Origin of the sequence: Methylacidimicrobium sp. B4 (assembly GCF_017310545.1) — a bacterium.
Taxonomy (GTDB): domain Bacteria; phylum Verrucomicrobiota; class Verrucomicrobiia; order Methylacidiphilales; family Methylacidiphilaceae; genus Methylacidimicrobium.
In genome coordinates this window covers 1,463,837-1,486,960 of the sequence record NZ_CP066203.1, presented here as the reverse complement: position 1 = coordinate 1,486,960, position 23,124 = coordinate 1,463,837, and the positions used below count along the sequence as shown (strand labels likewise).

The following is a 23,124-nucleotide window of genomic DNA, read 5'->3' as shown; positions in this document are numbered from 1 at the left end:
ACCACACCCGATGCGGATGCGGACCAGCCTTCGCACGTAACCTGGGGATGGGATGCGGGAACACCGGCTCGCCGAATCTTCGCTCTCTCCCTCCGTAAGCCGCCCCAGGCTCTTCGTTCGAGCCCCCCTCCTCGTTCCCGCCCTCGTCTTCGCCACGGGTTGCGCCTGCGGTTCCAGCTCAACCAGCCTTTTCCTGCCCGGCCTCGCGATGACCGCCTTCCTGGGCGCCCTTTGGGTTCGCTTCCGTCGGAGAGGAAGTTCCCTCCTCCCCTTCCTCGGCACCGTCCTCTTCCTGGGCGTCGCTGCTGCCTCGTTCCATCTGGGATGGAGACCCGTCGACGATCTTCGTCGTCTCCCCCAGGCGAAGTTCAGAGCGGAGTGCCGCTGGCAAGGGACGATCCAGAGCGTGCCCGTCGAAAAGGAGCGGGAAGGGGCATCGGCCACGACGGCGATCCTCGCCATTCGCCGCGTATGGATCTCCGGAACCTGGAGGCCCGCCTCCGGACGAGTACTCCTCGAGGTCCGTTCCGCTCCCGCCGGTGCGATCGTCCTCTCGCAGAGCCTCTGCGTTCGGGGAAGCCTGAGACGACCCGGCGAACCGCGCAATCCAGGAGACCCCGATTGGCGCAAGATCCTCTCGGTCCGCCACATTGCTTACCGCCTGAGGGCTTCTTGGAGCGAGGTCCAGCCGCTCGATACCGGTAGCTGGCTCGGGCGGGAAATCGCGGCGGCAAGGCGGTGGGCCTCCCGGCTCTTGCGGACCGGCATCGAAGGGGATCCCGAAGCCGCGGCCCTGCTTGCCGGCATGATCTACGGCCAAACGGGCGGCTTGCCCGCGAAAACCGAGGAAGAATTTCGGCTGGCCGGCGCCTATCACATCTTCGCGGTCAGCGGACAAAATGTCGGCGCGGTCCTCGCCGTAGGCCTCGCTTTGTTCGAGGCAGGAAGAGTCTCCCGATGGAGATGGGGTTGGGCGCTCTTGCCTGTCGTCATTTCCTACGCGCTTCTTTCCGGCGGCTCCGCCAGCGTGGGGAGGGCGGCCCTCCTCTCCTCCCTCGTCCTGATTGCCTGGCTGCTGCGCCGCCCGATCCATCTCCTCAACCTTTGGGGGCTCTCTCTCCTCCTCTTCCTCACCCTCGATCCGCTTTCCGTCGGAGACGTCAGCCTCCAACTCTCCTTTGGCGTCGTCTTGGCGCTCCTCTTGCTAAGCGCTCCGCTCTCGCGATGGATGGCGGCTCCATTCCGGCCAGATCCATTGATCCCCCGCATCCTCCTTCCCCGCACCGCCCGGGTCATGGAGGGCCTCGGAGCGGGCTCGGCCTTCCTCCTGGCGCCGTCCCTTGCCGCGTCCTTGGGCGCTTTTCCCTTTGAGGTCATCCATTTCCATTTTGTGAGCCTCGTAGGCCCCCTCGCCAACTTGCTTGTAGTCCCCCTGGCGGAGCTAGCCGTAACCGCGGGAACGCTCTCCCTCTGCTTCGGCAGCCTCTGGTCCACGCTGAGCGCGCTCCTCAACAATGCCAACTGGCTCTTCGCTCGCAGCCTCCTGGCCACCGTGGCCTTCGCTTCGCACCTCCCCGCAGCAGGCATCGCCACCGCGGACCCCAGCACCCTCCTGTCCCGATCTTCGCGCCTCCACCTCCTCTTTCCGGCGATCCCACTCGGCTCGGCCTGCCTGATCCGTTCCGAAGGACGGGTCTTCCTGGTTCATGGAGGCGAGAGCCGAGTTTGCCTCACCAAAGTCGAACCGATCCGCCGCTTCTACGGGTGGAACTGGCTCGATGGGGAGCTGCGAGGAGAGGGGGAGAGCTGGGTGGCCGCCCCGCGGCGGCCGTGGGGGAGCGGGCGGCCCCTCGTGCCCTTCGAGCAACTCTGCCCGACGGCGTCTCTTTGCCTGCAGCCCATCTTCGATGCTGCCCAAAGGGAAGAGTGGAGCGATGCATCCTCGGTACTGCTCATCGTGGCAGAGCGCCTGCCTCTTCTTGCTCTCGCTCTCACCTCGCCCTCCGGCGGAGCGACTCCGCAAGCCACGATGAATCTTTTCATCCGCCCGACGAAGGAGAGCCCCACAGAGCGCCTTTGCCTCGCCTTGAAGCCAGGTGGGGCATGGCTTGGGAACCCGCGCTCGAGGAACCAACCCGGAAGCGTGCGCAGGCTAGGCGACTCGGCCATCGAGGTTCGGCTCGGTCTCGATCAAATCGACTTTCGGCCCTATCGAGGAGAGCCCATCTCCTATCCCATCCGCCCCGTTCCAGAGGAGGAAGGGGCTACCAACCAGACTCCCTCCTCGCCCGAGGGAACCGTCCAGTAGGAGAGAGACTCGAATCCATTCGTCCGGAGAAGCCGGCCGATTCCTTCCCGGGTGAAGCGGTAGCTCGAAAAGAGCCGAAGGATCGACCCCGCCCGAACGGGCAGCGAAGAACCATCTTCGAGTGGCACCTTCCCGCTTCTCTTCCATCGGACCGTCGCCTCATACCGGATCCATCCATCCCGTTCGACCGCGCCCATGGCATAGCCCTCGACCCGCTCGCGCAGGCCCCAATCCCGCAGGAGCTCCGTCAACCAGAGCTCGGTCGAGCGGTTCGCATATTGCGGCAGGATTCGCTCGGCCGACTCCCGATAGGCTTGGGTGCTCTCCGTCGCAACCGGAGCGAGATTCGCGCCCAAGAGAAGTCGATCGCAAGGGAGGAGCTGGGCCCGCAGCCCTTGCAAAAAGAGCTCGGGAGAGACATTCGGAATCAAGCCAAACGCGGTCACCAGGCGCGGCCTTCCCTCCGGCCGTCCCAGCCGATCGAAAAGAGCCGGGAGGAAGACATCCGCTAAAATGAGTCGGGCCCCTTCTCCGTCGGATCGACTCACGCGTCCCGCCTCGAGCAGCAGGGAGAGACTGCCATCGACGCAGATCCAATCCGGTCTCCAGGATCGAGCGCGAAGCGCCCCGTACAGGAGCAGATCCTTTTCCGCGGTCCCGCAACCCAGAGAAACCAGTTGGGCGGGTGTTTCCGCGAGGAGAGTCGACGCATCCCGAGCCATGCGGAGGTAGAGCGCCTTCCCCTCTTGCGCAGAAAAGGGAGAGTAGCGGTGGAAGAGGGCCATCCAGAGATTGGCTTGCCTGGCCGTCGCGTAGTGGAAGGGTGGGGCAATCTCCCCCTTTTCGAGGGAGGCGCGCTTGGCATCCAGCCACGCCGAGGGCAGATGCGACTCGGCAACCTCGATCTTGGTGAACCCGTTTTTCATGGCACTTTTCCCCTTTCTATAAGAAGCTGCGCAGGAGAATGGAAGGATCGCAACGCAAAAAGGTGGCGCTTGTGACCGGAGCCGGACGCGGCCTCGGGGCGGCTCTGGCTCGCAGACTGGGCCATGAGGGCTGGTCGGTCGCCGTGCACTACCACGCAAGCGTGGAGGGCGCTCAGGAGCTCGTCCAGCACCTGATAGCGGAGGGCGGAGATGCCGAGCCGTTCCGAGCGGATCTGCGACGTCAAGCCGAAGCCGAACGCCTCTTGCAGGAGGTGGAGAAGCGTTTCGGCGGTTTGCGGCTCCTGATTAACAACTCGGGCATCTACCCGCCGGTCGGCCTCCTCGAGACTCGTGAGGAGGACTGGCAGCTCGGGTGGCAGACAACGGCGACAGCGATGCTTTTCACGACCCTGGCGGCCCTGCCCCTGCTTCGAGCTTCCGGTGCGGGAAGAATCGTGAACATCGGCGACTCGGCCTGTGACCGGCTCGGCGCACGGGAGATGGCGCTGAGCTATCACATTGGAAAGATCGGTGTCTACCTCCTCTCCCGCTCCTTTGCCCGGGAAGAGGCCCGCCACGGCCTTACCGTGAATGTCGTCTCTCCCGGCTACCTCGAGGAGAGCGTCAACCTTCCCCCGCCCTCCAAGATCCCGGCGGGCCGTTTCGGCACCGACGAGGATCTATGGCAAGCCATCCAGTTCCTCATTGATGAAGGAAGCAGCTACGTCACCGGTTCTCACATCATCGTCAGCGGCGGGTGGAACCTCCGATAGGAGCCAACCCATGTTCACGGGCATCGTGGAAGCGCTAGGGAGGGTGCAAGAGCAGCCCATGCCGGATCGTCCCCTCCTCTGGATTGACGGAGGGGCGCTCGCGGAAACCCTTCGGCCGGGAGACAGCTTGGCCGTCAACGGCTGTTGTCTCACGGTTACGGAAAGGAAAGCGACCTCACTCCGGTTCGACACTCTCGAAGAAACCCGGAGACGAACCAACGTCGGCCGCCTCGAGAAGGGCGATCTCGTGAACCTGGAGCGCTCCGTCGCCGTCGGATCCCGTATCGACGGCCACTTCGTTACCGGGCACGTGGATGGGCTCTCACGGCTCTTGGAGATTCGAAACCCGGGGGCCGAGCATGAACTCTGGTTCGAACGCGGCAAGGAATGGGAGACGCTGATCGTTCCGAAGGGGAGCATCGCCCTCGATGGCATCAGCCTGACGGTCGGCGTCGTCCGGGAAGACCGGTTCTCGGTCTGGATCACCCCCTTCACCTGGCAGGCAACCAATCTTCCGGGTAAGCGGCAGGGCGATCTGCTCAACCTTGAGGTGGATATCCTCGCCCGCTACGTGGCCGCCCAGATTGGCAAACCTCTCCCCGAGCGCGCCTGAGCTCTCCTCGCTACCCGTTCACGAGCCAGCGAAGGAGGCCCTTTTGGACGTGAAGGCGATTTTCCGCTTGGTCGAAAATGTCCTGGGCCCTCTCCTCAAACAGCTCTCCATCGATCTCCTTGCCCCGGTAGGCCGGCAAGCAGTGGAGCACCAACGCCTCGGGATTCGCCCGCTCGACGAGCTGGCGATTGAGCTGATACGGGGAAAAGGCCCTTTCCCGGAGAACGCCTTCTTCTTCCCTTCCCATGGAGATCCACACATCGGTGTAGAGGAGATCTGCTCCGCGGACCGCCTCTTCGGAAGATTCGGTTTGCACGATCCACGGATTTTCCACGTCGCAGAAGAACGCACGAGGGGCACCCAATCGCAGATGAAAGCGGAAGATTGGTGCAGCCAGCGCCCACGATCTTGCCACATTGCAGGAAGCATCTCCCAGGAAGGCGACTGTTTTGCCCGCGAGCGGACCGCGCTTTTCCTCAAAGGTGAAGATATCCGCCAATACCTGGCAGGGATGCTCCTGATCGGTCAGCGCGTTCACCGTGGGGATGCCGCTGGAACGGGCGAATGCCGCAACCTCCTCCTGAGCAAATGTCCGGATCACTGCACCCTGGACCATCCGACCCAGGACGCGCGCCGTGTCCTCCATGGGTTCCCCACGGCTCAGCTGCAGCTCGGTCGCGCTCAGAAAGAGGGCGGAGCCGCCCAGCTGACGGACCGCAAGCTCGAAGGAGACCCGGGTGCGAGTGGATGGCTTGCGGAAGAGAAGCGCCCATACTTGCCCCCGCAACGGCAGATCGTCACTGCCGCTCTTCCCCAGGCTCCTCTTCTGGAGCTTCACTTTTTCGAAAACAGCATGGGCTGCGGCCTCGCTGATGTCGGTAACAGAAAGGAGATGACGGGGAGGAAGGGATGATGCCATGATCGCGTTACATTATGTGGGTTGCTTGCGTCCCGCGCCCGCCATCCGCCGGCCGACGTCTTTCCGCAGCCCATCGCGTCCCGCTCCGATTGGTCCGCACTTGGATGCCCCGGCCAGGCGCCAACTCCACCACGAGTGGATCAAGGGGTGGCCTCCCTTTCATTCGCTGCGCGGAGGATCGCAATTGCCTCCGAGATTTCTTCCGAAGCTACGTTGAGCGGGGGAAGCAGCCGGACCACGCGTTCTCCCGCGGGTGCGACCAGCAGCCCCTGAGCCAACAACTCATGGGCGAGGGAACGCGCATCCCGCCGAACGTGCACCCCCAAAAGCCCCCCGACTCCGGAAATCGATTCGATCCATCCCCGATCCGGAGAAGCCGCTGCCTGCAGCTCGAGACTGAGCCGTTCGCCCTTTTCCCGGATCTGCCTGCCGAGTTCCTCTTTTTCCAAATGATGGAGAACGGCGCAGGCCACCGTGCACGCCAGCGGCGATCCGCCGAAAGTCGACGCGTGGGAGCCCGGGCCTAGCAGATCCGCATACGGATCGCGAATCCAGGTCGCCCCGATGGGAAACCCTCCCGCCAGTCCCTTTGCCATCGCAATCCCGTCCGGCAGGAAACCCACCTCCTCCTCGCAGCCCTCCATGAGCCGCTGAAAGGCCAAGAAGCGCCCGGAGCGGAAGACGCCCGTTTGCACCTCATCGAAAAACAGGAGAAGACCATGCCGATCACAGATCTCACGTAAGCCTTGCAGATACGGCCGGGTCGCGGCACGAACCCCGCCTTCCCCCTGGATCGGCTCTACGAGAATGGCCGCCGTCGCCGGCCCGATTGCCCGCTCCATCTCCGCCAGGTCGAGGAAGGGAACGTGCCGAAAGCCCGGAATCGGCGGGCCGAATCCGCGCCTGACCTTGTCCTGTCCAGTCGCCGCCATGGCCGCCAACGTCCGCCCGTGGAAGGAGCCCTGCGCCGTCAAAATTTCGAAGGCGCCGCGCGGTTCGCCGAAACGCCTGGCGAGCTTGAACAGGCACTCATTGGCTTCCGCACCGCTGTTCGAGAAAAACACCTTTCCCGCTCCGATCCAGCGCACGAGGGTTTCCGCGAGCTCCGCTCCCATCGGGTGATAGTAGAGATTCGAGCAATGAATCAACCGCCCTGCCGCCTCTTCCAGCGCCTGGGCGATGACGGGGCTCGCATGGCCCAAAACGTTCACCGCGATCCCGCAGCAAAAGTCGAGATAGCGACGATCTTCCGCGTCCCAAACGTAGGAGCCCTTTCCCCGCACGAAGGCCACGGGGAAACGGGCGTAAGAAGGGACGACATACTGGCGATAGCCCTCCAGGATCTCCGCGGTACCCGGACTGGATCGGCGGTCGGTCATGAGACGAAATCCGGCCAAGCAAGCACCGGTGCGGCGAAGGCCTCCCTCACAGGACCAGTTCCGTGCCAACCCCGGAATCGGTGAATACTTCCAGAAGAAGGGCATGGGGGATTCGTCCATCCAGGAGGTGGACTTTGCCGACTCCGGCCCGGAGGGCCGACAAGGCCGACTGGACCTTGGGCAACATCCCTCCTTGCAGGACTCCACGGTCCTGGAGGACGGACACGTCCTTGGGGGTCAACACCGAGATCGTCGATTTTGGATCTTGCGGGTCCCGAAGCACGCCGTTGACATCGGTCAGGTAGACCAGCTTTTCGGCCCGCAAGGCTCCCGCCAGGCAGCCGGCCGCAATGTCGGCGTTGATGTTGTACAGCTGCCCATCCTCGCCTCGTCCGATCGGAGAGACGACCGGAATGACGCGTTCCGCCAGAAGCGCTTGAATGGCTTGCCCATCGATGGAAGTCGGCTCGCCTACGAATCCCAAGGACCCCTTGCCGGCCAAGGAGGCAGTCGCCGCAAGGGGCTTGACCTCAAACACCCCTTGACCGAGAACTTGTTGCGCCCGCCCGCCCAGGCCCTCGAGAATCTCTACGATTGCGGGGCCGACCTCTCCCGAAAGCACCCGTTCGATCACCCGCAGGGTCGCTGCATCCGTGATCCGCAGGCCGTCGACGAACGACGAGGAAATGCCCGCTTCCTTCAACGCCCGACCGATCGCAGGGCCCCCGCCATGAATCAGGACCACGTGAATCCCCACCGCCTCCAGAAGAACCACATCGCGAAGGGTATGGCGCACGAGCTCGGTATCGTCCATGGCCGCCCCGCCATATTTGACGACAAAGCAGGCGTCGCGAAAGCGCTGCACGTAGGGGAGCGCTTCCAGAAAAATTTTGGCTTTGTCCGCGGGTGTCATAGAGTCGTTCCAAAAGCGGCGCGCGATTACCGTAGTAACGGAGCCCGCTCCTCACAAGAAAAAGCAGCAGCTATTCCCCTTTGTTGAGACGAACGTACCGTTCGGTCAGATCGGAGGTCAGGAGCCGACAATGGCCGGAACCGATCCCCAGATCGATGAGAATCGTAAATTGCGGCAAACGCACGGCCTCCTGCACAAGCCGTGCCGACGTGCGAGCGCGCGTGCCGGCCGCCACGGCCTGCACTCCGTTGTAGAAGATGTCCACGCGATTCCCGTCCACCGACGCCCCCGAATAGCCAATGGCGGCGAGGATTCGGCCCCAATTGGGATCTTCGCCATACCACGAACATTTGACGAGAAGCGAATGAGCCACCGCGCGCGCCGCTCGTTCCGCGTCCTCTTCATCGGCAGCTCCCTGAACCAGAACCTCGACCACCTTGGAGATTCCTTCGCCGTCCTCTACGATCATGCGGGCCAATCGGCCCATCAGCAGCGAAAGGGCTGATTGGAACAGGCGAAACTCTCCGCTCTCCGGCGTCAAGGTACGATTGCGCGCCAAGCCGTTGGCGAATACCAGCACGGTGTCGTTGGTCGAGCAATCCCCGTCGATGCTGATCCGATTGAAGCTCTCGGCCACCGACCGACGCGCGGCAAGGGTGAAGGCCTCGTCCGAGACGTCCGCATCGGTCGTAACGACGCAGAGCATCGTCGCTAGACGAGGATCGATCATCCCCGCACCCTTGGCCATCCCGCCCAGGAAGAGTTCCTGCTCTCCCAAGCTGACTCGGAGCCCCATCGTCTTGGGATAGGTGTCGGTCGTGAGAATTCCCAGGGCCGCATCCTTCCCGCCTTGCGGGCTCAACCGACCGAGCGCCAGATCGATACCCTTGCGGACCTTCGCCATCGGCAAGGGGATCCCGATGCGTCCCGTCGAGCAGACGAAGACCTCCTCGGGGGGACAGCCGATTCCGGCAGCTACCCGATTGACCATCTCGGTCGCGTTGGCCATCCCCGCGGGACCGGTGCAAGCATTCGCATTCCCGGAGTTGATGACGACGGCGCGCCCATTCCCCAGCGCCGCATGACGCCGCGAGAGCACCACGGGTGCCGCCGGAACCCGGTTCTCGGTGAAGAGCCCGACGACGTGCCCGGCCCGCTCGGAGCAGATCAGCGACAGATCCTTCTCCCCGCCAGCCTTGATTCCACAGGCCACTCCCGAGGCGAGAAACCCTCTGGGTGTCGTTACGCCCCCCCCTTCCACCGGCGCAATGTCTTCCTTCACCGCAAGAGCCCCTCTTCCTCGGGAAGCCCGAGCCGGAGATTCATCCCTTGCACCGCCTGTCCGGCAGCCCCTTTCCCGAGATTATCGATGGCGCAAAACACGAGCAGCCGGGCTCCAGCCTCATCGCATTGCACGGCGATATCCGCACGATTGGTCCGAACGACATCTCGGACGGCGGGAAGCGTCCCCAGAGGCAACACGTGAACGAACGCATCACCCTGATAGAGGGAAGCATAATGCGCATGGGCCTCCTCGGCTCCGATTCCGGCTCGCAACGGACAGACGATGGTCGAAAGCATGCCGCGGGCGAGCGGAATCAGGTGTGGGATGAAGGCAAGTCCGACCTTCCTGCCCGCCAATCGATCGAGCTCCTGTTCCATTTCGGCCACATGGCGGTGCCGTGGGACCCCATAAGGGCGGGCATTTTCGCTCATTTCGCTGAAGAGAAGCGCCACTTCCGGCCGCCTGCCCGCCCCCGATGTGCCGCTAAGGGAGTTCGCCACGATGTCCTCCTCGCGCAGCCAATCGGCGGTGAGCGCGGGGTAGAGGCCCAGGAGGACGCTCGTCGGATAACAGCCCGGCACCGCGAGCAGATCCGCCCGCCGGATCTCCTCCCGATGGAGCTCCGGTAAAGCGTAAACCGCCCCGGAAAGGAGTGCGGGCGCAGGGTGAGCCCAACCGTAGTCCGTCTCGTAGTGGCGCGGATTGCGCAACCGGAAATCCGCGCTCAGGTCGACGACGATCCTGCCCTTTTCCCGAAGCGGAATGACATATTCCGCAGCAGCCCCATGCGGCAGGGCCAAGAAGATCACGTCGGCCTCGCACAGGCGACGAACCTCCGGCTCCTCGAACACGAGTTCCCCGGCCGAGTCGGGAAGCCCGGAAATCACCTCGTTCGCCCGCTCTCCCTGATGCATTCGGGAGGTCAAGAGCGAGAGAGTAATCCCTGGATGGCGGGACAGCAGCCGTACGAGCTCCTCCCCCGCATACCCGGCCGCACCAACTACGGCGACTCGGCACGAACCCATGATGCCATCCGTTTCGCAACCGCGGCAGGAGCCTCCCGCCCAGGCGTGTTCGGCAAAGCCGACCCGCCCTACCGTTTGGAAAATTGAAACCGCTTCCGAGCGCCCGGCTGGCCGGACTTCTTTCTCTCCTTCATCCGAGGATCTCGGGTCAGGAGAGAGGCCTCCTTGAGCTTCGGGCGGATCTCGGGCTGCCAGCGAACGAGCGCCCGACTCAGCGCCAAGCTCAAGGCATGGGCCTGGCCGGTCAGGCCACCGCCGCGCACGCGCGCTTCAAGGTCGAACTTCTTGAGCGTTTCGCTGATCTCCAGCGGCCTGTAGACCGCCAAGCGCTGAGCCGCCTCCGGAAAATAGTCCTCCAGCGCCCGTCGATTCACCTGAAATGTTCCCGTCCCCGCAAGGAGCCTCACTGAGGCAACGGCCGTTTTCCGTCGACCTGTCGCCTTCCATTCACTTTGCGTCGTCATAGGGTGCTTACGAATTGGGCGCAGCCAGAGGCTGCTGGGCGGCATGCGGGTGTTCCGGTCCCGGGTAGACGTGGAGCTTCTGGAAGACTCTTCTCCCGAGACGATTGTGAGGGATCATCCCTTTGACGGCGTGCTCGATCAAGAACGCGGGCTTCTTCTCCCGGACTTCCCGAACCGTATCGGAATGATGCCCGCCAATGAAGCCTGAATACCGCATATAGGTTTTCGTCACATCCTTCTTCCCGGTAAAAACCGCCCTCGCAGCATTGATCACCACCACATGATCGCCGGTGTCGATATGGGAGGTATATTCCGCCTTGTGCTTGCCGCGGAGCAAGACCGCCGCTCGCATGGCGACCCGGCCAACCGGCTGGCCCGCCGCATCGATGACATACCAAGAACGCCGAACTTCGGCGGGTTTCGCACTGAACGTTTTCACGGGAAGGAAAACCCTAGGGAACACCGGAATGTTTGTCAAGGGCGATCCGCCGCCTTTTCCCTCTCCCCTTCCGGTGAGCCGACCTTCCGCAAAAGTCCGGCCTGGACGGAGAACAATTTCGCGCTTAATATAGCCATTTCTTTCCCCGGAAAGAAAACATGTCAGGAGAATCAGATCCTTCGGGATGGACCTAATCATGAGCCGCAAGGACTTGGAGAAGACCTCCCCTCACAGCAACCTCTCTCCCCATCCGGCAGCGCTTGCTGGAGCAAGCTACAAGAACGGCGCCGACGCCGTCGTCGCCGCGTTAGAAAAAGTGGGGGTCGATACCGTATTTGCCTATCCAGGCGGGGCGAGCATGGTGCTCCATCAGTCGCTGACCCGTTCCCGAAAGATTCGCACGATTTTGCCCCGCCATGAGCAAGGCGGGGCCTTCATGGCCGAGGGTTACGCTCGCGCCAGCGGGAGAGTGGGGGTCTGCATGGCGACCAGTGGCCCGGGCGCCACCAACCTCGTGACCGGAATTGCGGATGCGTACATGGACTCCGTGCCGCTCGTTGCGATTACGGGTCAGGTGAAGCGGGAGATGATCGGAAGGGGTGCCTTCCAGGAGACCGATGTCTTCGGGCTCACGCTTCCGATCGTCAAGCATAGCTACCTGGTCATCTCCGCGGATGATATTCCGTCGATCGTCCAGGAGGCGGTTCTGCTCGCGCGGACCGGGAGGCCCGGCCCGGTTCTTCTCGACATCCCGAAAGATGTGCAGCAAGCCTCCGTTCAGCCGAGGGCGCGCGAAGGAACCTTCGGCGGACGCAAGCCGGTGCCACGGGCTTCCGACGAGGAGCTGGAGGCGATCTTGGTTGCCCTGGAAAGAGCCGAGCGCCCGTTGCTCTACGTCGGGGGCGGCATTCTCTCCGGCGAGGCTTGGGAAGTGCTCCGGCGCTTCGCGGAACGGACCGGTGTGCCAGTGGCAACGACCCTCATGGGAATCGGCTGCTTTCCCGAAACGCACGAATTGTCGCTCCGTTGGTTGGGCATGCACGGAACGGTCTATGCGAACTACGCTGCCGACGCCTGCGACCTTCTCTTGGCCATGGGCGTCCGATTCGATGACCGGGTGACCGGCAACGTGGAGGAGTTCGCCAAGCGCGCGACCATCATCCACCTGGACGTCGACAGCTCCGAGCTCAATAAGAACAAGAGAGCCGATCTACCGATTCTCGGCGATGTCCGGGATGCTCTGGAGCGTCTCAACACGATGCTCGAGGCCGAGCGGCACCCGCAAAAGGATCGTAAGCCCTGGCATGCGCAAATCGCCCAGTGGAAGGCGCGCTATCCCTTCTCTTACCGGGCCGTGCCCGGCGCCATCCTGCCGCAGCAGGTCGTCGAGGAGCTCTTCCGCCTGACGAAGGGCGAGGCGATCATCACCACGGGTGTGGGGCAACACCAGATGTGGGCAGCTCAATTCTACCAATTTATCCAGCCGCGCAGCTTTCTTTCCTCTTCAGGCCTGGGCACGATGGGTTTCGGATTCCCCGCGGCCTTAGGGGCAAAGGTGGCCTTTCCGGACCGACAGGTAATCGATATCGACGGCGACGGAAGCTTCTTGATGAACATCCAAGAGCTGGCCACGGCCGTTACCGAGGGCATCCCGGCAAAGGCGGTCATCCTGAACAACCAGCATCTGGGCATGGTGGTCCAATGGGAGGATCGTTTCTTCGCCGGGAATCGCGCCCACACCTTTCTCGGCGATCCCCGGAACGTGGAGCGGCATTATCCGAGCTACCATCGGATCTGCGAAGGCTTTGGCGTTCCCGCAGAAGAAGTTCGCCGGCCCGAAGAGCTTCGCCCCGCCCTTGAGCGCCTCCTGGCGGCCGAAACCCCCTACGTCGTCGACGTTCACGTGCCCTACACCGAACATGTCTTGCCGATGATCCCGGCGGGCATGACCGTGCATGACATCATCCTGGGAAGCCTGCCCGACGAGAAGGATCCGACATCCGCCCAGTGCTGAAAAGCCTCATCGCGCGAACGACCCCCAGCACTCGGGCAACTTCATGAGTGCGGAGCAGATCGGTCTGTCCCAGAATGGCGAGAACTGCGAAAAACGGTTCCGCGCAACGGACCTCCTCCTCGAAACATTCGAAGGCGTGTGGCAGGGCATGGCAGACCGGCCATCCCAGCTCGTGCAGGCGGAAGCTTCCCAGGAAAATCTCCATCTGCCGCTCGATCCGCACCGCCCCGTCTTGAAGGTTCGGATAGTAAAACCCGAGGCCCGGATCGATCCAGAGCCTGCGTACCCCGGCCCTTTCGGCGAGGCGGCAACGCTCTGCGAAATACGGCATCAAGTCGCCGACTGCATCGTGCGATAAGCGGACGGCACGAGGGTCGCGCACATGGGCGCCTTCCACAAAGTTGAGGATCAACCCCGCGTCTTCCTTTGCCACGAGCGGAAGGAGCTCATCCAGACCTTCTCTTCCGGTGAAGTTGATGACCGCCGCCCCCGCGCGAAGGGCGGCTTGCGCCACCAGAGGGTGGTAGGTTTCGATCGAAACCAGGAGCTGCCGGGCGACCAGGCCTTCGATGACTGGCATCAATTTGCGAATCTGATCTTCGGGCGCAACTCGAGCGGCGTAATCCAGGGAAGACTCGGTCCCGACGTCGAGAAGGACGGCCCCCGTATCGGCCAAGAGCTGCCCGCGCCGAATCGCGGCTTCGGGCGTGAGCACGACGCTCTCGCGATACCAGGAGTCGGGAGAGAGATTGATCACCCCCATGAGCTGGGGGCAAGCGGCTGCGTCTCGGCCTCCGAAGGTCCGACCCCGGAGCTCGAACTCGTGGGATGGCCGATCGAGCAGCGGAGCGTGGCGGCTGGCCAGAGCGCCCAAATCACGCAACGAGAGCACGGCCGGATCCTTTCCCCCTTTCCGCTACAAGACCCCCTTGGTGCTTGGGACGTCGACGATCCGTCCGTCTTTTTCCACGCTCATGGCAAGCGCACGCGCCACGGCCTTGAATGACGCTTCCAGCAGGTGATGCGGATCCCGGGCGGCCCGGATCTCCAGATGGAGCGTCAGCATGCCGTGCACGGTCACTGCGCGGAGAAATTCCTCGAGCAGCTGCGCGGGAAATGCGCCCGCGTGGAGAAGGGCGAGGGGGGGGAGATCGGGTGTTCTCAGGGCCAAGAACGGCCTGCCGCTCACGTCGATCGCCGCCTGCGCCAATGCCTCGTCCATCGGCACCAAGGCGAATCCATAGCGGCGAATGCCAATTTTGTCGCCGAGCGCCGCTTCCACAGCCTGGCCAAGGCAGATGCCGACATCCTCTACCGTGTGATGGAAGTCTACCTCTCGATCGCCACGGGCGCGCACCTGGAGATCGAGGAGCCCGTGGCGGGCAAAAAGCGCAAGCATGTGGTCGAAGAAGGGAATGCCCGTCCCGATCTCGCCTCTTCCGCAACCATCCAGATCGAGCGAGAGGGAAATTTCCGTCTCCTTCGTCGATCGCTCAATCCTTGCTGTTCGATGGGGTGCCACACCCATTCCGTAGCAGAAGGCGCCTCCCCCGCAAAGAACAATGGTCTTCGGGCGAGGCGACCCAGGTCCCTGCTCTTGCCGCATCCCCTCGGCCCCGCCGCAGCCTTGGAATCGGTTGCTCGCTCCGCTAGAGTTCGGAGTCGGATGCCCACCGTGGAAGATTCAGGCAACGAGCGCATTCTCGCGACCGCCATCGGCCATCGCTGGCTCGAAGAGGCTCGTCTTCCCGCGATACGCGCCGCTTTGGCGACCCTCCCCGAGGCGAACGCGGCGGATCTCCTGCATGAGCAGGGATTGATCGATTCGACTCAGAGGGCTTGGCTGCGGCGGCAAGAGACAAGCGAGCCGCACGGAGCTCCTGGGGAACCCTTTGTGGATCAATGCCTGAGGGAAGCCGCTCTGCAGGGATGCTCAGACCTCCATTTGGCCCCGAATCATCCTCCTCTCTGCCGTCGCCAGGGACGGCTCCGGAGCCTGGGCGGAGGCTGGAGCGCTCTCTCCGTCCGGCACATTGCGGAGATCGTCGAGCGGACCCTCCCGGCCTGCGGCAGAGAAGCGCTGGCCCGACAGGGGTGGGCTTCCCTCCCGTACGCCGGAGGTCGGCTGCGTACCCGGCTGACCGTGGGCCGGGATGCAACCGGCTATTTTCTTAGCTTTCGCCTCCTTTTTCCTCATGCACCCGAGCTACGCGATCTCGGAATGGAAGAAGCCATGCCGTTGGCAACGATTCCCTCGGGGCTGATCCTCGTGGCCGGCGGCTCCGGCCAAGGAAAATCAACGCTCCTTGCCGCACTCGCCCGGCAAGTCCGCCGTTCGAGGCCCGGGCGGGTCGTCATTCTGGAGGATCTGCCGGAGCACGCTTGGGAGGACGACCCACCTCGACCCGTCCGCATCGCCTTCGCCGAGCTCCACGGAGAGAGGGATGAAGTGCTTCGCGCAGCCTTTGCCATGGATCCGGACGTCTTGCTTCTGGATGTCTCCGTAGGCCCGAGCACTCTCCCGCTATTGGTGGAGGAGACGGCTCGCAGCGGTGCGCTGGTAATGGCGACCCTCGGCCTTCGCGGGGTGGCGGAGGTACTGCGGAGCCTCTGCGCTGAGATGCCCCAAGAGGCGAGCCGCTCCTTGCTCGTTCGAACGCTGCGGGCCATCATCGCGCTCGAGCTGGTCCCTGGAGCCACCGGCAAGGAGCGCGTGGCCGCGACCGAGCTCTTCCGGAACGTTCCGGCGGCCGCGGCTTCCTTGACGAGCGCGAGGCCGGAGCGGATCGAGAGCGTTCTCGACGTCGGCGAAGGAAGGCATTTTCAGCCGATCGACGACTCTCTGTGGCGGTTGTTTCAAGAGAGCCGCATCACGATGGAGGCGGCCTATGCGCGCGCTCGATATCGACCGCGATGGGTAGCGAGGATGCACGCACCCGACTATCCTGGCGTTTTGTGAACGATCTCCACAAGATTCTCGCATCGGCTCTTGCGAACGGAGCGACCGCCGTTCATCTCTTCGGGGGCGAGGCGCCTGCGGCGCGGGTGAACGGGAAGCTCGGCCCCTTGCCCTTCCCTCCCGTTTCTCCCGAGCAAGCGAACCGTTGGTTACAATCCCTGGCCCGGAGAGATGACTGGAGCGCAGCAGAGCGCGTAGGGAGCGGCCGGATCCCATGCTACCCGGGCCCCGGCGGCATCCTCTTTCGCGGTCGCTTCTCCGCGGGAAAGCCGCCAGCCGGCATGATCCTCTTCCCCCTCCTTCCTCCTCCCCCGTTCAGCCCGCGGGCCGCTCCTCCCCCTCTTCGCCATTTGGGCGCCCTCCGGGGACTGGTCCTGCTTGCCGGCGGAATCGCCGCAGGGAAGAGCACCCTCCTTGCAAGCCTCGTTGCCTGGTTGGGCAACATCGAGTGCTGGCACATCCTCGCACTGGAGGAAGAGCCCGCCCGCTTCTCCTATCCACCCGGACGGAGCTGGATCAGCCGTTGGGAGACTCCTCGGGACTTCCCCGACATGGCGAGGGCACTCGGCTCACCCCTCGCTCGCGACGCAGACATGGTGGCCATCGATCCCCTGCGCGAAACCCCGGCGATCGAGGCGGCTCTCGATTTGGCCGAATCAGGAAAGCTTGTGCTCGCGACCCATGAAGCCGAGGGAGCGGCGGACGGAGTGGCAAGCTTGCTCCGCACCCTGCGGCAAAGCGAAACGAATACGGGTGCGGAGCGCGTGGCCGCGATGCTGCGGCTGGTCCTGTCCCCAACCGTCCTGCCACGCCTCGACGGGAGGGGAGTCGCCGTTCTCTACGAAACCCTTCCTGTCCATCCTGCCGTGGCGGCAGCGATTCGGGGCGGATCCCTCTCCACCCTCAAAGAGTTCGTCCAAGTGGGATCGGAGGGAGGCAAGCACGTTGACGATGCCTTGTGGGATCTCTGTCACTCCGGGATCGTCGGCGCCCAGGAGGCCTTTGGGCATGCTCGGGACAAGGAGCGCTTCCTTGCCCGGCTCGATACCGGGCTGGCGGGTGGCCTCGTGTCAAAGCATTAGGGAACCGACCCGTTCGCCCGCACTCGGAGTGGCAGGATTCGAACCTGCGACTTCTTGCTCCCAAAGCAAGCGCTCTGACCAGGCTGAGCTACACTCCGTATTGCCGGCCGAAGCCGCCTTCCGAATCCCGGCGGCGGATCTGCATCCAACCATAGCCCATCCGTGGCATAAAAAAAGACACATTGCTGCCCCCGCTTCTTTTTGCCATGTTTCTCTTCCGACAAAGTGTAGCATTTTCTCCGAGAGCGATCGGGAATTCCCGGAGAAGCCCAGTCGGCACAGTTTTTGCTCCATGCGACGAGAGAACAGGAAACGACAACGCGAGTCATGAGCCTTCAAATCTGCGACCTGCATGCAAGGATAGTCGAACGGGAAATTCTGCGGGGCATTTCCCTGGAGATTCGGCCGGGAGAGACTCATGCCATCATGGGACCCAACGGGTCGGGGAAGAGCACGCTGGCCAAGGTGCTCGCCGGCCATCCCGATTACGACGTGACTCAGGGTTCCGTCTCGCTCGACGGCGTCCCGCTTCTTGATCGCGAGCCCGATGAGCGCGCCCGGATGGGCCTCTTCCTCGCTTTTCAATACCCCTGCGAAATCCCCGGGGTGAGCATCGCCAACTTCCTGCGGGCAGCGGTGCAGGCGCGGCTCCCCGAAGGAGAATCTCTCTCTGTGACCGAGTTTTATCAGAAGCTCTATCACGAAATGGATGCTCTCGGGATGCAACGCCAATTCAGCTCGCGCCCCTTGAACGCCGGCTTTTCGGGAGGGGAGAAGAAACGCGCGGAAGTCCTGCAAATGGCGATGCTCCACCCCCGGTATGGCATCCTGGACGAGACCGACAGCGGTCTCGACATCGACGCCCTCAAGGTCGTTGCGAATGGAGTCAACCGTCTGCGGGGCCCCGAAGTGGGTTTTCTGATCATCACGCATTATCAAAGGCTCCTCGATTACGTCGCGCCGGACTTCGTTCATGTCATGGTGGCAGGACGAATCGTCCAGAGCGGTGGACCGGAGCTCGCCCAGGAGCTCGAGCGGCGCGGGTACGGCTCCCTGGAGGAACGATACGGGTCCCCGAACCTTTCTCCCCTGGCGGAGACGGGAGCCTAGGCGTAGGTTATCGAAGAAGGAGACGCGATCATGACAGAAGAGCAAGCCATCGCTGGAACGGATCTGCTCCAGCTCGACCGAAACCTGGGCGATTTTCACTATGATGTAAAGTACGCCTTCGACGCCGGAACGGGCCTTTCCGAGCAGACGATCGACTACATCTGCGAGGCCAAGGGAGATCCGGAATGGCTTCGCGCCTTTCGCAAACGCGCTTTGGCCATCTTTCTTCGCGAGCCTTTGCCCACCCATTGGGCAAGCAAGCAATTAGAGGAAATCGACTTCTCGCAAATCCGCTACTACTTGGCGCATGGGCAGCGGGCGGGCAGGACTTGGGAAGAGGTCCCGGAGGAGGTGAAGCGGACCTTCGAACGCCTCGGCGTACCGGAGCAAGAGCGCAAGTTTCTCGCGGGAGTGGAGGCCCAGTTCGACAGCGAAGCGGCCTATTCCCATATGAAGGACGCGCTTCGCGACCAGGGGGTCATCTTCGTCGGGAGCACCGAGGGGCTTCACAAGCACCCCGAAATCTTTCGCAAATGGTTCGGCAAGGTCATCCCTCCCGGGGACAACAAATTTGCTGCGCTCAACAGCGCGGTGTTCAGCGGCGGAAGCTTCATCTACGTCCCTCCCGGGGTCAAGGTGAGCCACCCGCTGCAGGCCTACTTCCGGATCAATGCGGAAAGTTTCGGCCAGTTCGAGCGCACCCTTATCATCGCCGACGAGGGAGCGGAGGTGACCTATATGGAGGGCTGCACCGCTCCGCGCTTCGATTCGGCCACGCTTCACAGCGCCGTCGTGGAGTTGGTGGCTCTCGCCGGAGCGAAAATCCAGTATATCACGGTCCAAAACTGGAGCCCGAACGTCTTCAACCTCGTCACCAAGAGGGGGACAGCCATGGAAAATGCGGAGATCCGCTGGATCGACTGCAACATCGGCTCGCGCCTGACGATGAAATATCCTGCCGTGATTCTGCGCGGCCGCAAGGCGCGCGGAGAGGTGCTGAGCATTGCGCTGGCCAACAGCGGCCAGCACCAGGATACCGGGGCAAAGATGATCCACCTCGCTGACGAGACCACCAGCAACATCATTGCCAAGAGCATCAGCATCGGCGAGGGACGTTCCAGTTATCGCGGCCAGGTGACGATTCCCAGCCACCTCAAGGGTTGCAAGAACAACACCGAGTGCGACGCCCTCCTCATCAACACGACTTCGCGCACCGACACCTATCCGGCCATCACGCTGCGCGGGAACCGGAGTGCCGTCCAACACGAAGCCAGCGTAAGCAAGATCAGCGCCGAGCAGATCTTCTACATGCAGCAGCGCGGGCTGCCGGAATCTGAAGCCATGAGCTTGAGCGTGAATGGATTCATCAACGACCTCGTCCGCGAGTTCCCGATGGAATACAGTGTGGAGCTCAAGCGGTTGATCGATCTGGAAATGGAAGGTTCTGTCGGCTGACCGGTGCCCATGGAGGAGAAGTGGATCTGCCAAAACGAGTGATCACGGAGGCTCCGAACCAGGGCGAGAAGGCGGCGGCTCTTCCCGCCTGGTGGAAAGAGATACAGGATGCCGCGTGGGTCGACTATGAGCGCCTGCCCATGCCGAGCCGAAAGGACGAGGGGTGGCGCTTCAGCGACTTGAGCAAGGTGGCTCTCAACGGCTGCACGGCGGGAGTCCCGGTCGGCAAGCCCGCGCTTGCCAGCCTCCAAGGGTATTTTGCCGCCGGAGAGGCGCCCTCCCTGCTCTTTGCCAATGATACTCTTCTCTTTTCCCGGGGCCTTTCCCGGGAGGCGAACGAAAAGGGGGTCGTCTTTGCCCCACTCCTCGAAGCAGCGAGCCGGGAGGCAGATCGGGTCCGAGGTCACCTCTTCGAGGAACGAGTCGGCCTCGGGGCGGAAAAGCTCGAATCCCTCCATCGCGCCTGTGCGACCGCCGGAGCCGTCCTCTCCGTCCCTGCCGGAGTAGAGCTGACGCAGCCGGTCGAGCTCTCTTTCTGGATGACGGAGGCGCATGCCGCGACCTTCCCCCACATCCTCGTCATCCTCCACGAGAACGCTCGCGCCCGGATCCACCTCCGCTTCGGCTCCACCAACCCCCGGGGTGGCTTTGCCTGCTCGGTGCAAGAGCTCTTCCTTGGACCTGGAGCCAGGCTCGACCTGTTGACCCACCGGAACTGGGCCGAAGGAGTCTGCTCCTTCGACCTCGCCTCCGTTCGCCTCTCTCGCGACGCGAGCGCCACGACCTTCCAGCTGAATCAAGGAGGAAGCTACACGCGAACGGAAAGCCGAAGCCGCTTGCTCGGGCCTGGTGCCCGGAGCGTGATGCTCTCGGCCACCCTGGCACGTGGTCGGCAGGAATTCGATCAGCGTTCCTTCCAAGAACACGTCGCACCCGACACGAAGAGCGACCTTCTCTACAAAAGCGCCTTGTATGACGCCTCCCGTACGATCTTCGCCGGCATGATCGATGTCGATCCCGCGGCGCAACGGACGGATGCTTACCAGAGTAACCGCAATCTCATCTTGAGTCCTGATGCCGAAGCCAACTCGCTGCCCGGCCTTGAGATTTTGGCCAATGACGTTCGCTGTACCCACGGCTCAACGGTCGGGCAGGTCGATCCGGAAGAGCTCTTTTACTGCCTGCAGCGCGGCATCCCGCTCGCAGCGGCTCAGCGCCTCTTTGTGCTCGGCTTTTTAACCGACGTCTTCGATCGTCTCGACGATGGGCCCACCAAAGGAGCCCTCACCGAGGAGCTGGAGGCTTCCCTGCGGTAGCCGCATCCTTCGCCACGTGTCCGGGACCTCGGCAATGCTCGTCCCTTGATCCTTGCGTCCCGCCGGCAGAGAAGGTAGCCTGCAGCAAGCGAGGGAGAGGGATGGGCAGCCCCTCGGTTAAGGCACGATTGGAGGAGCAAGGGAAACTATGGCACAAGAGTCTATCCTCTTAACTCGTTCCGTCGACGCAGTGCAGATCCCGAGCGGGGCTCCGATCCAGCTGGAAAAGGACAGACCCGTGGTGATTACGCAATCGCTCGGAGGATCGTACACCCTGTTGTACGATTCTCGCTGCCTAGTCCGATTGGATGCCAAGGATGCCGACGCGATCGGCCAACTCTCTCCCGTCGCGGGCTTGTCCGAGCAGCCGTCCCCCGGCGCGCACGTCGACGAGGAGATGGTTTACAACCGGCTCCGACAGGTTTTCGACCCGGAAATCCCGGTCAACGTCGTCGATTTGGGATTGATCTACGATTGCCAGGTTTTGCCTCGCGAGGAGGGTGCCTTCGAGGTCGTGGTCAAGATGACTCTCACCGCTCCCGGCTGCGGCATGGGCGTCGTCATCGCGCAGGATGCTCAATCCCGGATCCGACAGATTCCCAACGTAACCGAGGCTCGCGTCGATCTCGTTTGGGACCCCCCCTGGAATCCCGGCATGATCAGCGAGCAGGGCAAGATGCAGCTCGGGCTGATCTAGCCTCCTGCCATCCCTGACCGTCTCTTTCCTGCGGCTGGGAGACCTCCGAAAGCTCTGCGGTCGCCGGGGCCCAGCCTCAGTGATTCACTACGGTCGAGGTCGATCCGCCCGCCCAGGCGGTGACGCCCCGCGCCAGGATCTCGCCGAACTCGGCGAAGAGGCTCCGATACGCCCGCCCCCCAATGATCCGTGTTCCCTCATAATCGCCCGCGATAATCCGGTCATAGGAGTCCTGGGCATTCATGTAGGGGCCTTCGACAAAAACGACCGGCCCGTGATAAATTCGGTTTGCCAGGAGATTCCGTGCGAACACATAGGGGCTTGGCCCCACCCGCCGAGCCGCAGCCCAATTGGAGTAGCTCTCCGGCGGGAAGTTCCACGTCGCTTCCATCTGCTTGGCAATCGATTCCGCCGCCTCGGCTTCCGGAATGCTCGTGCGGGAGAGGAGCTTGTAGAGGAGATCCCACTTCTGGTCGTCGCACCGCAACTCCTCCTCGGAGTAATTGCCGTGGACGAACGCCACGAGGCGGCTCTGCGGGATGAGCTCGGTACGCGTCGGATGGCTCGACCACTTGTCCGCATTGAAATGAATGCAGAGGGTCAGATCGGGATTGAGCTTCGCCACCAGCTCCGCGCGCGCCCGAATTTCGGCGTTTCGATAGAAGAGACGCTCTTCTTCCCGGACCACCCGTTGCTCCAGCTCCGGGGAAAAGCTCGCGGGCAGAGCGGCGGGCCCGCCGGAGGGATAGAGGGAGGCGAGCGCTTCCTCGCGTAGGCCGGCCGGGCGAATCGTCGTGACCGGTTCAAAGAATCGCTTGGTCCAGACCACTGTGGCGCCTGCGGTCTCCAAGAGCTTGGCTGCATGCCGGGCGGCAAGCATGTTGAGGTTCGCCTCGATCACCGGGGGATCCGAGCCAATCTGGAAGAATCGTTCCTCCATCTTCGCCCAACGACCCCCGATGTGTCCCGGATCGAGGCAGATCACCAAGCCCCGCAGCGGTTTCGCGCTCGACGTCCCGGCTTTGGAAAGCTTCCAGCCGCTCACCGTCGTGGCTCGCAGCGGAAGCTGCGAGTCCAGATCCGGTGCCAACCGGAGCCGATAGAGAAGGCGCGTGTGCTCCGTGTCTCCGAAGAGAGTGACCTCGTTGCCGTTGATGACCGTGAACTTCCAAAAGGAGCCATCCGGACAGAAGAGCGTGTTGATCCAATGAACAAACTCCTCTCGCGTCATCGTTTCCTGGAAGGCATCCAAGGCACTCCAATCGGGATCGGGCGCCAGCGGGCTCAATTCCGCCTGCGAGGCAAGAGGAGAGAGGCACACGATGAGGGCGACTCCCGCGAATGCGAGACTTCGTACGATCGAGTTCATTCTTGCCGTCTTCGCCCCCGGAGCTCGCTTGACGTGCGCGCACCCAGGCGTTCCGGGGCCGCTCGCCCTTCGTCGTGC

21 protein-coding genes and 1 tRNA gene are annotated in these 23,124 nt (G+C 63.1%); 10 read left to right on the top strand and 12 right to left on the bottom strand.

Going from position 1 to position 23,124, the window contains the following annotated elements; translation table 11 throughout:
* Positions 1-52: 52 nt before the first annotated feature.
* On the top strand, positions 53-2,308 hold the full coding sequence (locus tag MacB4_RS07095; protein ID WP_206863190.1) for a ComEC/Rec2 family competence protein: 2,256 nt from the start codon (positions 53-55) through the stop codon (positions 2,306-2,308).
* Here MacB4_RS07095 and MacB4_RS07090 read toward each other — a convergent pair.
* Positions 2,230-3,234 carry an L-histidine N(alpha)-methyltransferase gene (locus MacB4_RS07090; protein WP_206863189.1) on the bottom strand — a complete coding sequence of 335 codons (1,005 nt, stop codon included), beginning with the start codon at positions 3,232-3,234 and terminating at the stop codon, positions 2,230-2,232. The two genes, MacB4_RS07095 and MacB4_RS07090, sit on opposite strands and share 79 nt — an antisense overlap.
* A 38-nt stretch (positions 3,235-3,272) precedes the next feature.
* On the opposite strand from MacB4_RS07090, the gene MacB4_RS07085 reads away from it, so the two are divergent.
* Positions 3,273-4,007: an SDR family NAD(P)-dependent oxidoreductase gene (locus MacB4_RS07085; RefSeq protein ID WP_206863188.1), complete on the top strand. Its 735-nt coding sequence runs from the start codon at positions 3,273-3,275 to the stop codon at positions 4,005-4,007.
* A 10-nt stretch (positions 4,008-4,017) separates the two neighbouring features.
* Positions 4,018-4,620 carry a riboflavin synthase gene (locus MacB4_RS07080; protein WP_206863187.1) on the top strand — a complete coding sequence of 201 codons (603 nt, stop codon included), beginning with the start codon at positions 4,018-4,020 and terminating at the stop codon, positions 4,618-4,620.
* A 10-nt stretch (positions 4,621-4,630) separates the two neighbouring features.
* On the opposite strand, the gene argF is transcribed toward MacB4_RS07080, so the two are convergent.
* The 7 genes from argF to rplM all read right to left on the bottom strand — a co-directional run bounded on the left by argF (position 4,631) and on the right by rplM (position 11,044).
* On the bottom strand, positions 4,631-5,539 hold the full coding sequence (argF, locus tag MacB4_RS07075; protein ID WP_206863186.1) for an ornithine carbamoyltransferase: 909 nt from the start codon (positions 5,537-5,539) through the stop codon (positions 4,631-4,633).
* Positions 5,540-5,679: 140 nt separating this feature from the next.
* Complete coding sequence (locus MacB4_RS07070) at positions 5,680-6,918, bottom strand: aspartate aminotransferase family protein (RefSeq protein WP_242529162.1); 1,239 nt, start codon at positions 6,916-6,918, stop codon at positions 5,680-5,682.
* A gap of 46 nt (positions 6,919-6,964) precedes the next feature.
* Entirely contained in the window at positions 6,965-7,831 is an 867-nt protein-coding gene (argB, locus tag MacB4_RS07065; protein ID WP_206863185.1) for an acetylglutamate kinase, read from the bottom strand.
* Positions 7,832-7,901: 70 nt separating this feature from the next.
* The gene (gene argJ, locus MacB4_RS07060) at positions 7,902-9,113 is read right to left on the bottom strand and encodes a bifunctional glutamate N-acetyltransferase/amino-acid acetyltransferase ArgJ (RefSeq protein ID WP_206863184.1); all 1,212 of its coding nucleotides are present in this window, start codon (positions 9,111-9,113) and stop codon (positions 7,902-7,904) included.
* Positions 9,110-10,141, bottom strand: coding sequence for an N-acetyl-gamma-glutamyl-phosphate reductase (gene argC, locus MacB4_RS07055; protein WP_206863183.1), 1,032 nt, complete (start codon positions 10,139-10,141; stop codon positions 9,110-9,112). Before argC ends, argJ begins: the two co-directional genes overlap by 4 nt.
* A gap of 68 nt (positions 10,142-10,209) precedes the next feature.
* The gene (gene rpsI, locus MacB4_RS07050) at positions 10,210-10,605 is read right to left on the bottom strand and encodes a 30S ribosomal protein S9 (protein WP_206863182.1); all 396 of its coding nucleotides are present in this window, start codon (positions 10,603-10,605) and stop codon (positions 10,210-10,212) included.
* Between the two features lie 7 nt (positions 10,606-10,612).
* The gene (gene rplM, locus MacB4_RS07045; RefSeq protein WP_206863181.1) at positions 10,613-11,044 is read right to left on the bottom strand and encodes a 50S ribosomal protein L13; all 432 of its coding nucleotides are present in this window, start codon (positions 11,042-11,044) and stop codon (positions 10,613-10,615) included.
* A 184-nt stretch (positions 11,045-11,228) separates the two neighbouring features.
* On the opposite strand from rplM, the gene ilvB reads away from it, so the two are divergent.
* On the top strand, positions 11,229-13,058 hold the full coding sequence (ilvB, locus tag MacB4_RS07040) for a biosynthetic-type acetolactate synthase large subunit (RefSeq protein ID WP_242529161.1): 1,830 nt from the start codon (positions 11,229-11,231) through the stop codon (positions 13,056-13,058).
* Here ilvB and MacB4_RS07035 read toward each other — a convergent pair.
* Both MacB4_RS07035 and hisB read right to left on the bottom strand, forming a co-directional pair.
* Complete coding sequence (locus MacB4_RS07035; RefSeq protein WP_206863180.1) at positions 13,006-13,950, bottom strand: dihydropteroate synthase; 945 nt, start codon at positions 13,948-13,950, stop codon at positions 13,006-13,008. The two genes, ilvB and MacB4_RS07035, sit on opposite strands and share 53 nt — an antisense overlap.
* A gap of 24 nt (positions 13,951-13,974) precedes the next feature.
* Complete coding sequence (gene hisB / locus MacB4_RS07030; protein ID WP_206863179.1) at positions 13,975-14,586, bottom strand: imidazoleglycerol-phosphate dehydratase HisB; 612 nt, start codon at positions 14,584-14,586, stop codon at positions 13,975-13,977.
* Between the two features lie 138 nt (positions 14,587-14,724).
* Here hisB and MacB4_RS07025 point away from each other — a divergent pair, with 138 nt between their 5' ends.
* A complete protein-coding gene (locus tag MacB4_RS07025; RefSeq protein WP_206863178.1) occupies positions 14,725-16,017 on the top strand; it encodes an ATPase, T2SS/T4P/T4SS family in 1,293 nt (430 codons plus the stop codon).
* Positions 16,014-17,099 (top strand): ATPase, T2SS/T4P/T4SS family, encoded by a 1,086-nt coding sequence (locus MacB4_RS07020; RefSeq protein WP_206863177.1) that lies wholly within the window; start codon positions 16,014-16,016, stop codon positions 17,097-17,099. Before MacB4_RS07025 ends, MacB4_RS07020 begins: the two co-directional genes overlap by 4 nt.
* A 23-nt stretch (positions 17,100-17,122) precedes the next feature.
* Here the strand turns inward: MacB4_RS07020 and MacB4_RS07015 are convergent.
* Positions 17,123-17,197, bottom strand: a tRNA-Pro gene (locus MacB4_RS07015).
* A 229-nt stretch (positions 17,198-17,426) separates the two neighbouring features.
* Between MacB4_RS07015 and sufC the strand changes: the two genes are divergently transcribed.
* The 4 genes from sufC to sufT all read left to right on the top strand — a co-directional run bounded on the left by sufC (position 17,427) and on the right by sufT (position 21,677).
* Positions 17,427-18,209, top strand: a complete 783-nt coding sequence (gene sufC / locus MacB4_RS07010) for a Fe-S cluster assembly ATPase SufC (RefSeq protein ID WP_206863176.1) — start codon at positions 17,427-17,429, stop codon at positions 18,207-18,209.
* Between the two features lie 30 nt (positions 18,210-18,239).
* On the top strand, positions 18,240-19,664 hold the full coding sequence (sufB, locus tag MacB4_RS07005; protein ID WP_206863175.1) for a Fe-S cluster assembly protein SufB: 1,425 nt from the start codon (positions 18,240-18,242) through the stop codon (positions 19,662-19,664).
* Between the two features lie 20 nt (positions 19,665-19,684).
* The gene (sufD, locus tag MacB4_RS07000; protein ID WP_206863174.1) at positions 19,685-20,980 is read left to right on the top strand and encodes a Fe-S cluster assembly protein SufD; all 1,296 of its coding nucleotides are present in this window, start codon (positions 19,685-19,687) and stop codon (positions 20,978-20,980) included.
* A 148-nt stretch (positions 20,981-21,128) separates the two neighbouring features.
* The gene (sufT, locus tag MacB4_RS06995) at positions 21,129-21,677 is read left to right on the top strand and encodes a putative Fe-S cluster assembly protein SufT (RefSeq protein WP_206863173.1); all 549 of its coding nucleotides are present in this window, start codon (positions 21,129-21,131) and stop codon (positions 21,675-21,677) included.
* Between the two features lie 76 nt (positions 21,678-21,753).
* Here the strand turns inward: sufT and MacB4_RS06990 are convergent, their stop codons facing one another.
* A complete protein-coding gene (locus MacB4_RS06990) occupies positions 21,754-23,046 on the bottom strand; it encodes an N-acetylmuramoyl-L-alanine amidase (RefSeq protein WP_206863172.1) in 1,293 nt (430 codons plus the stop codon).
* Positions 23,047-23,124 lie beyond the last annotated feature (78 nt).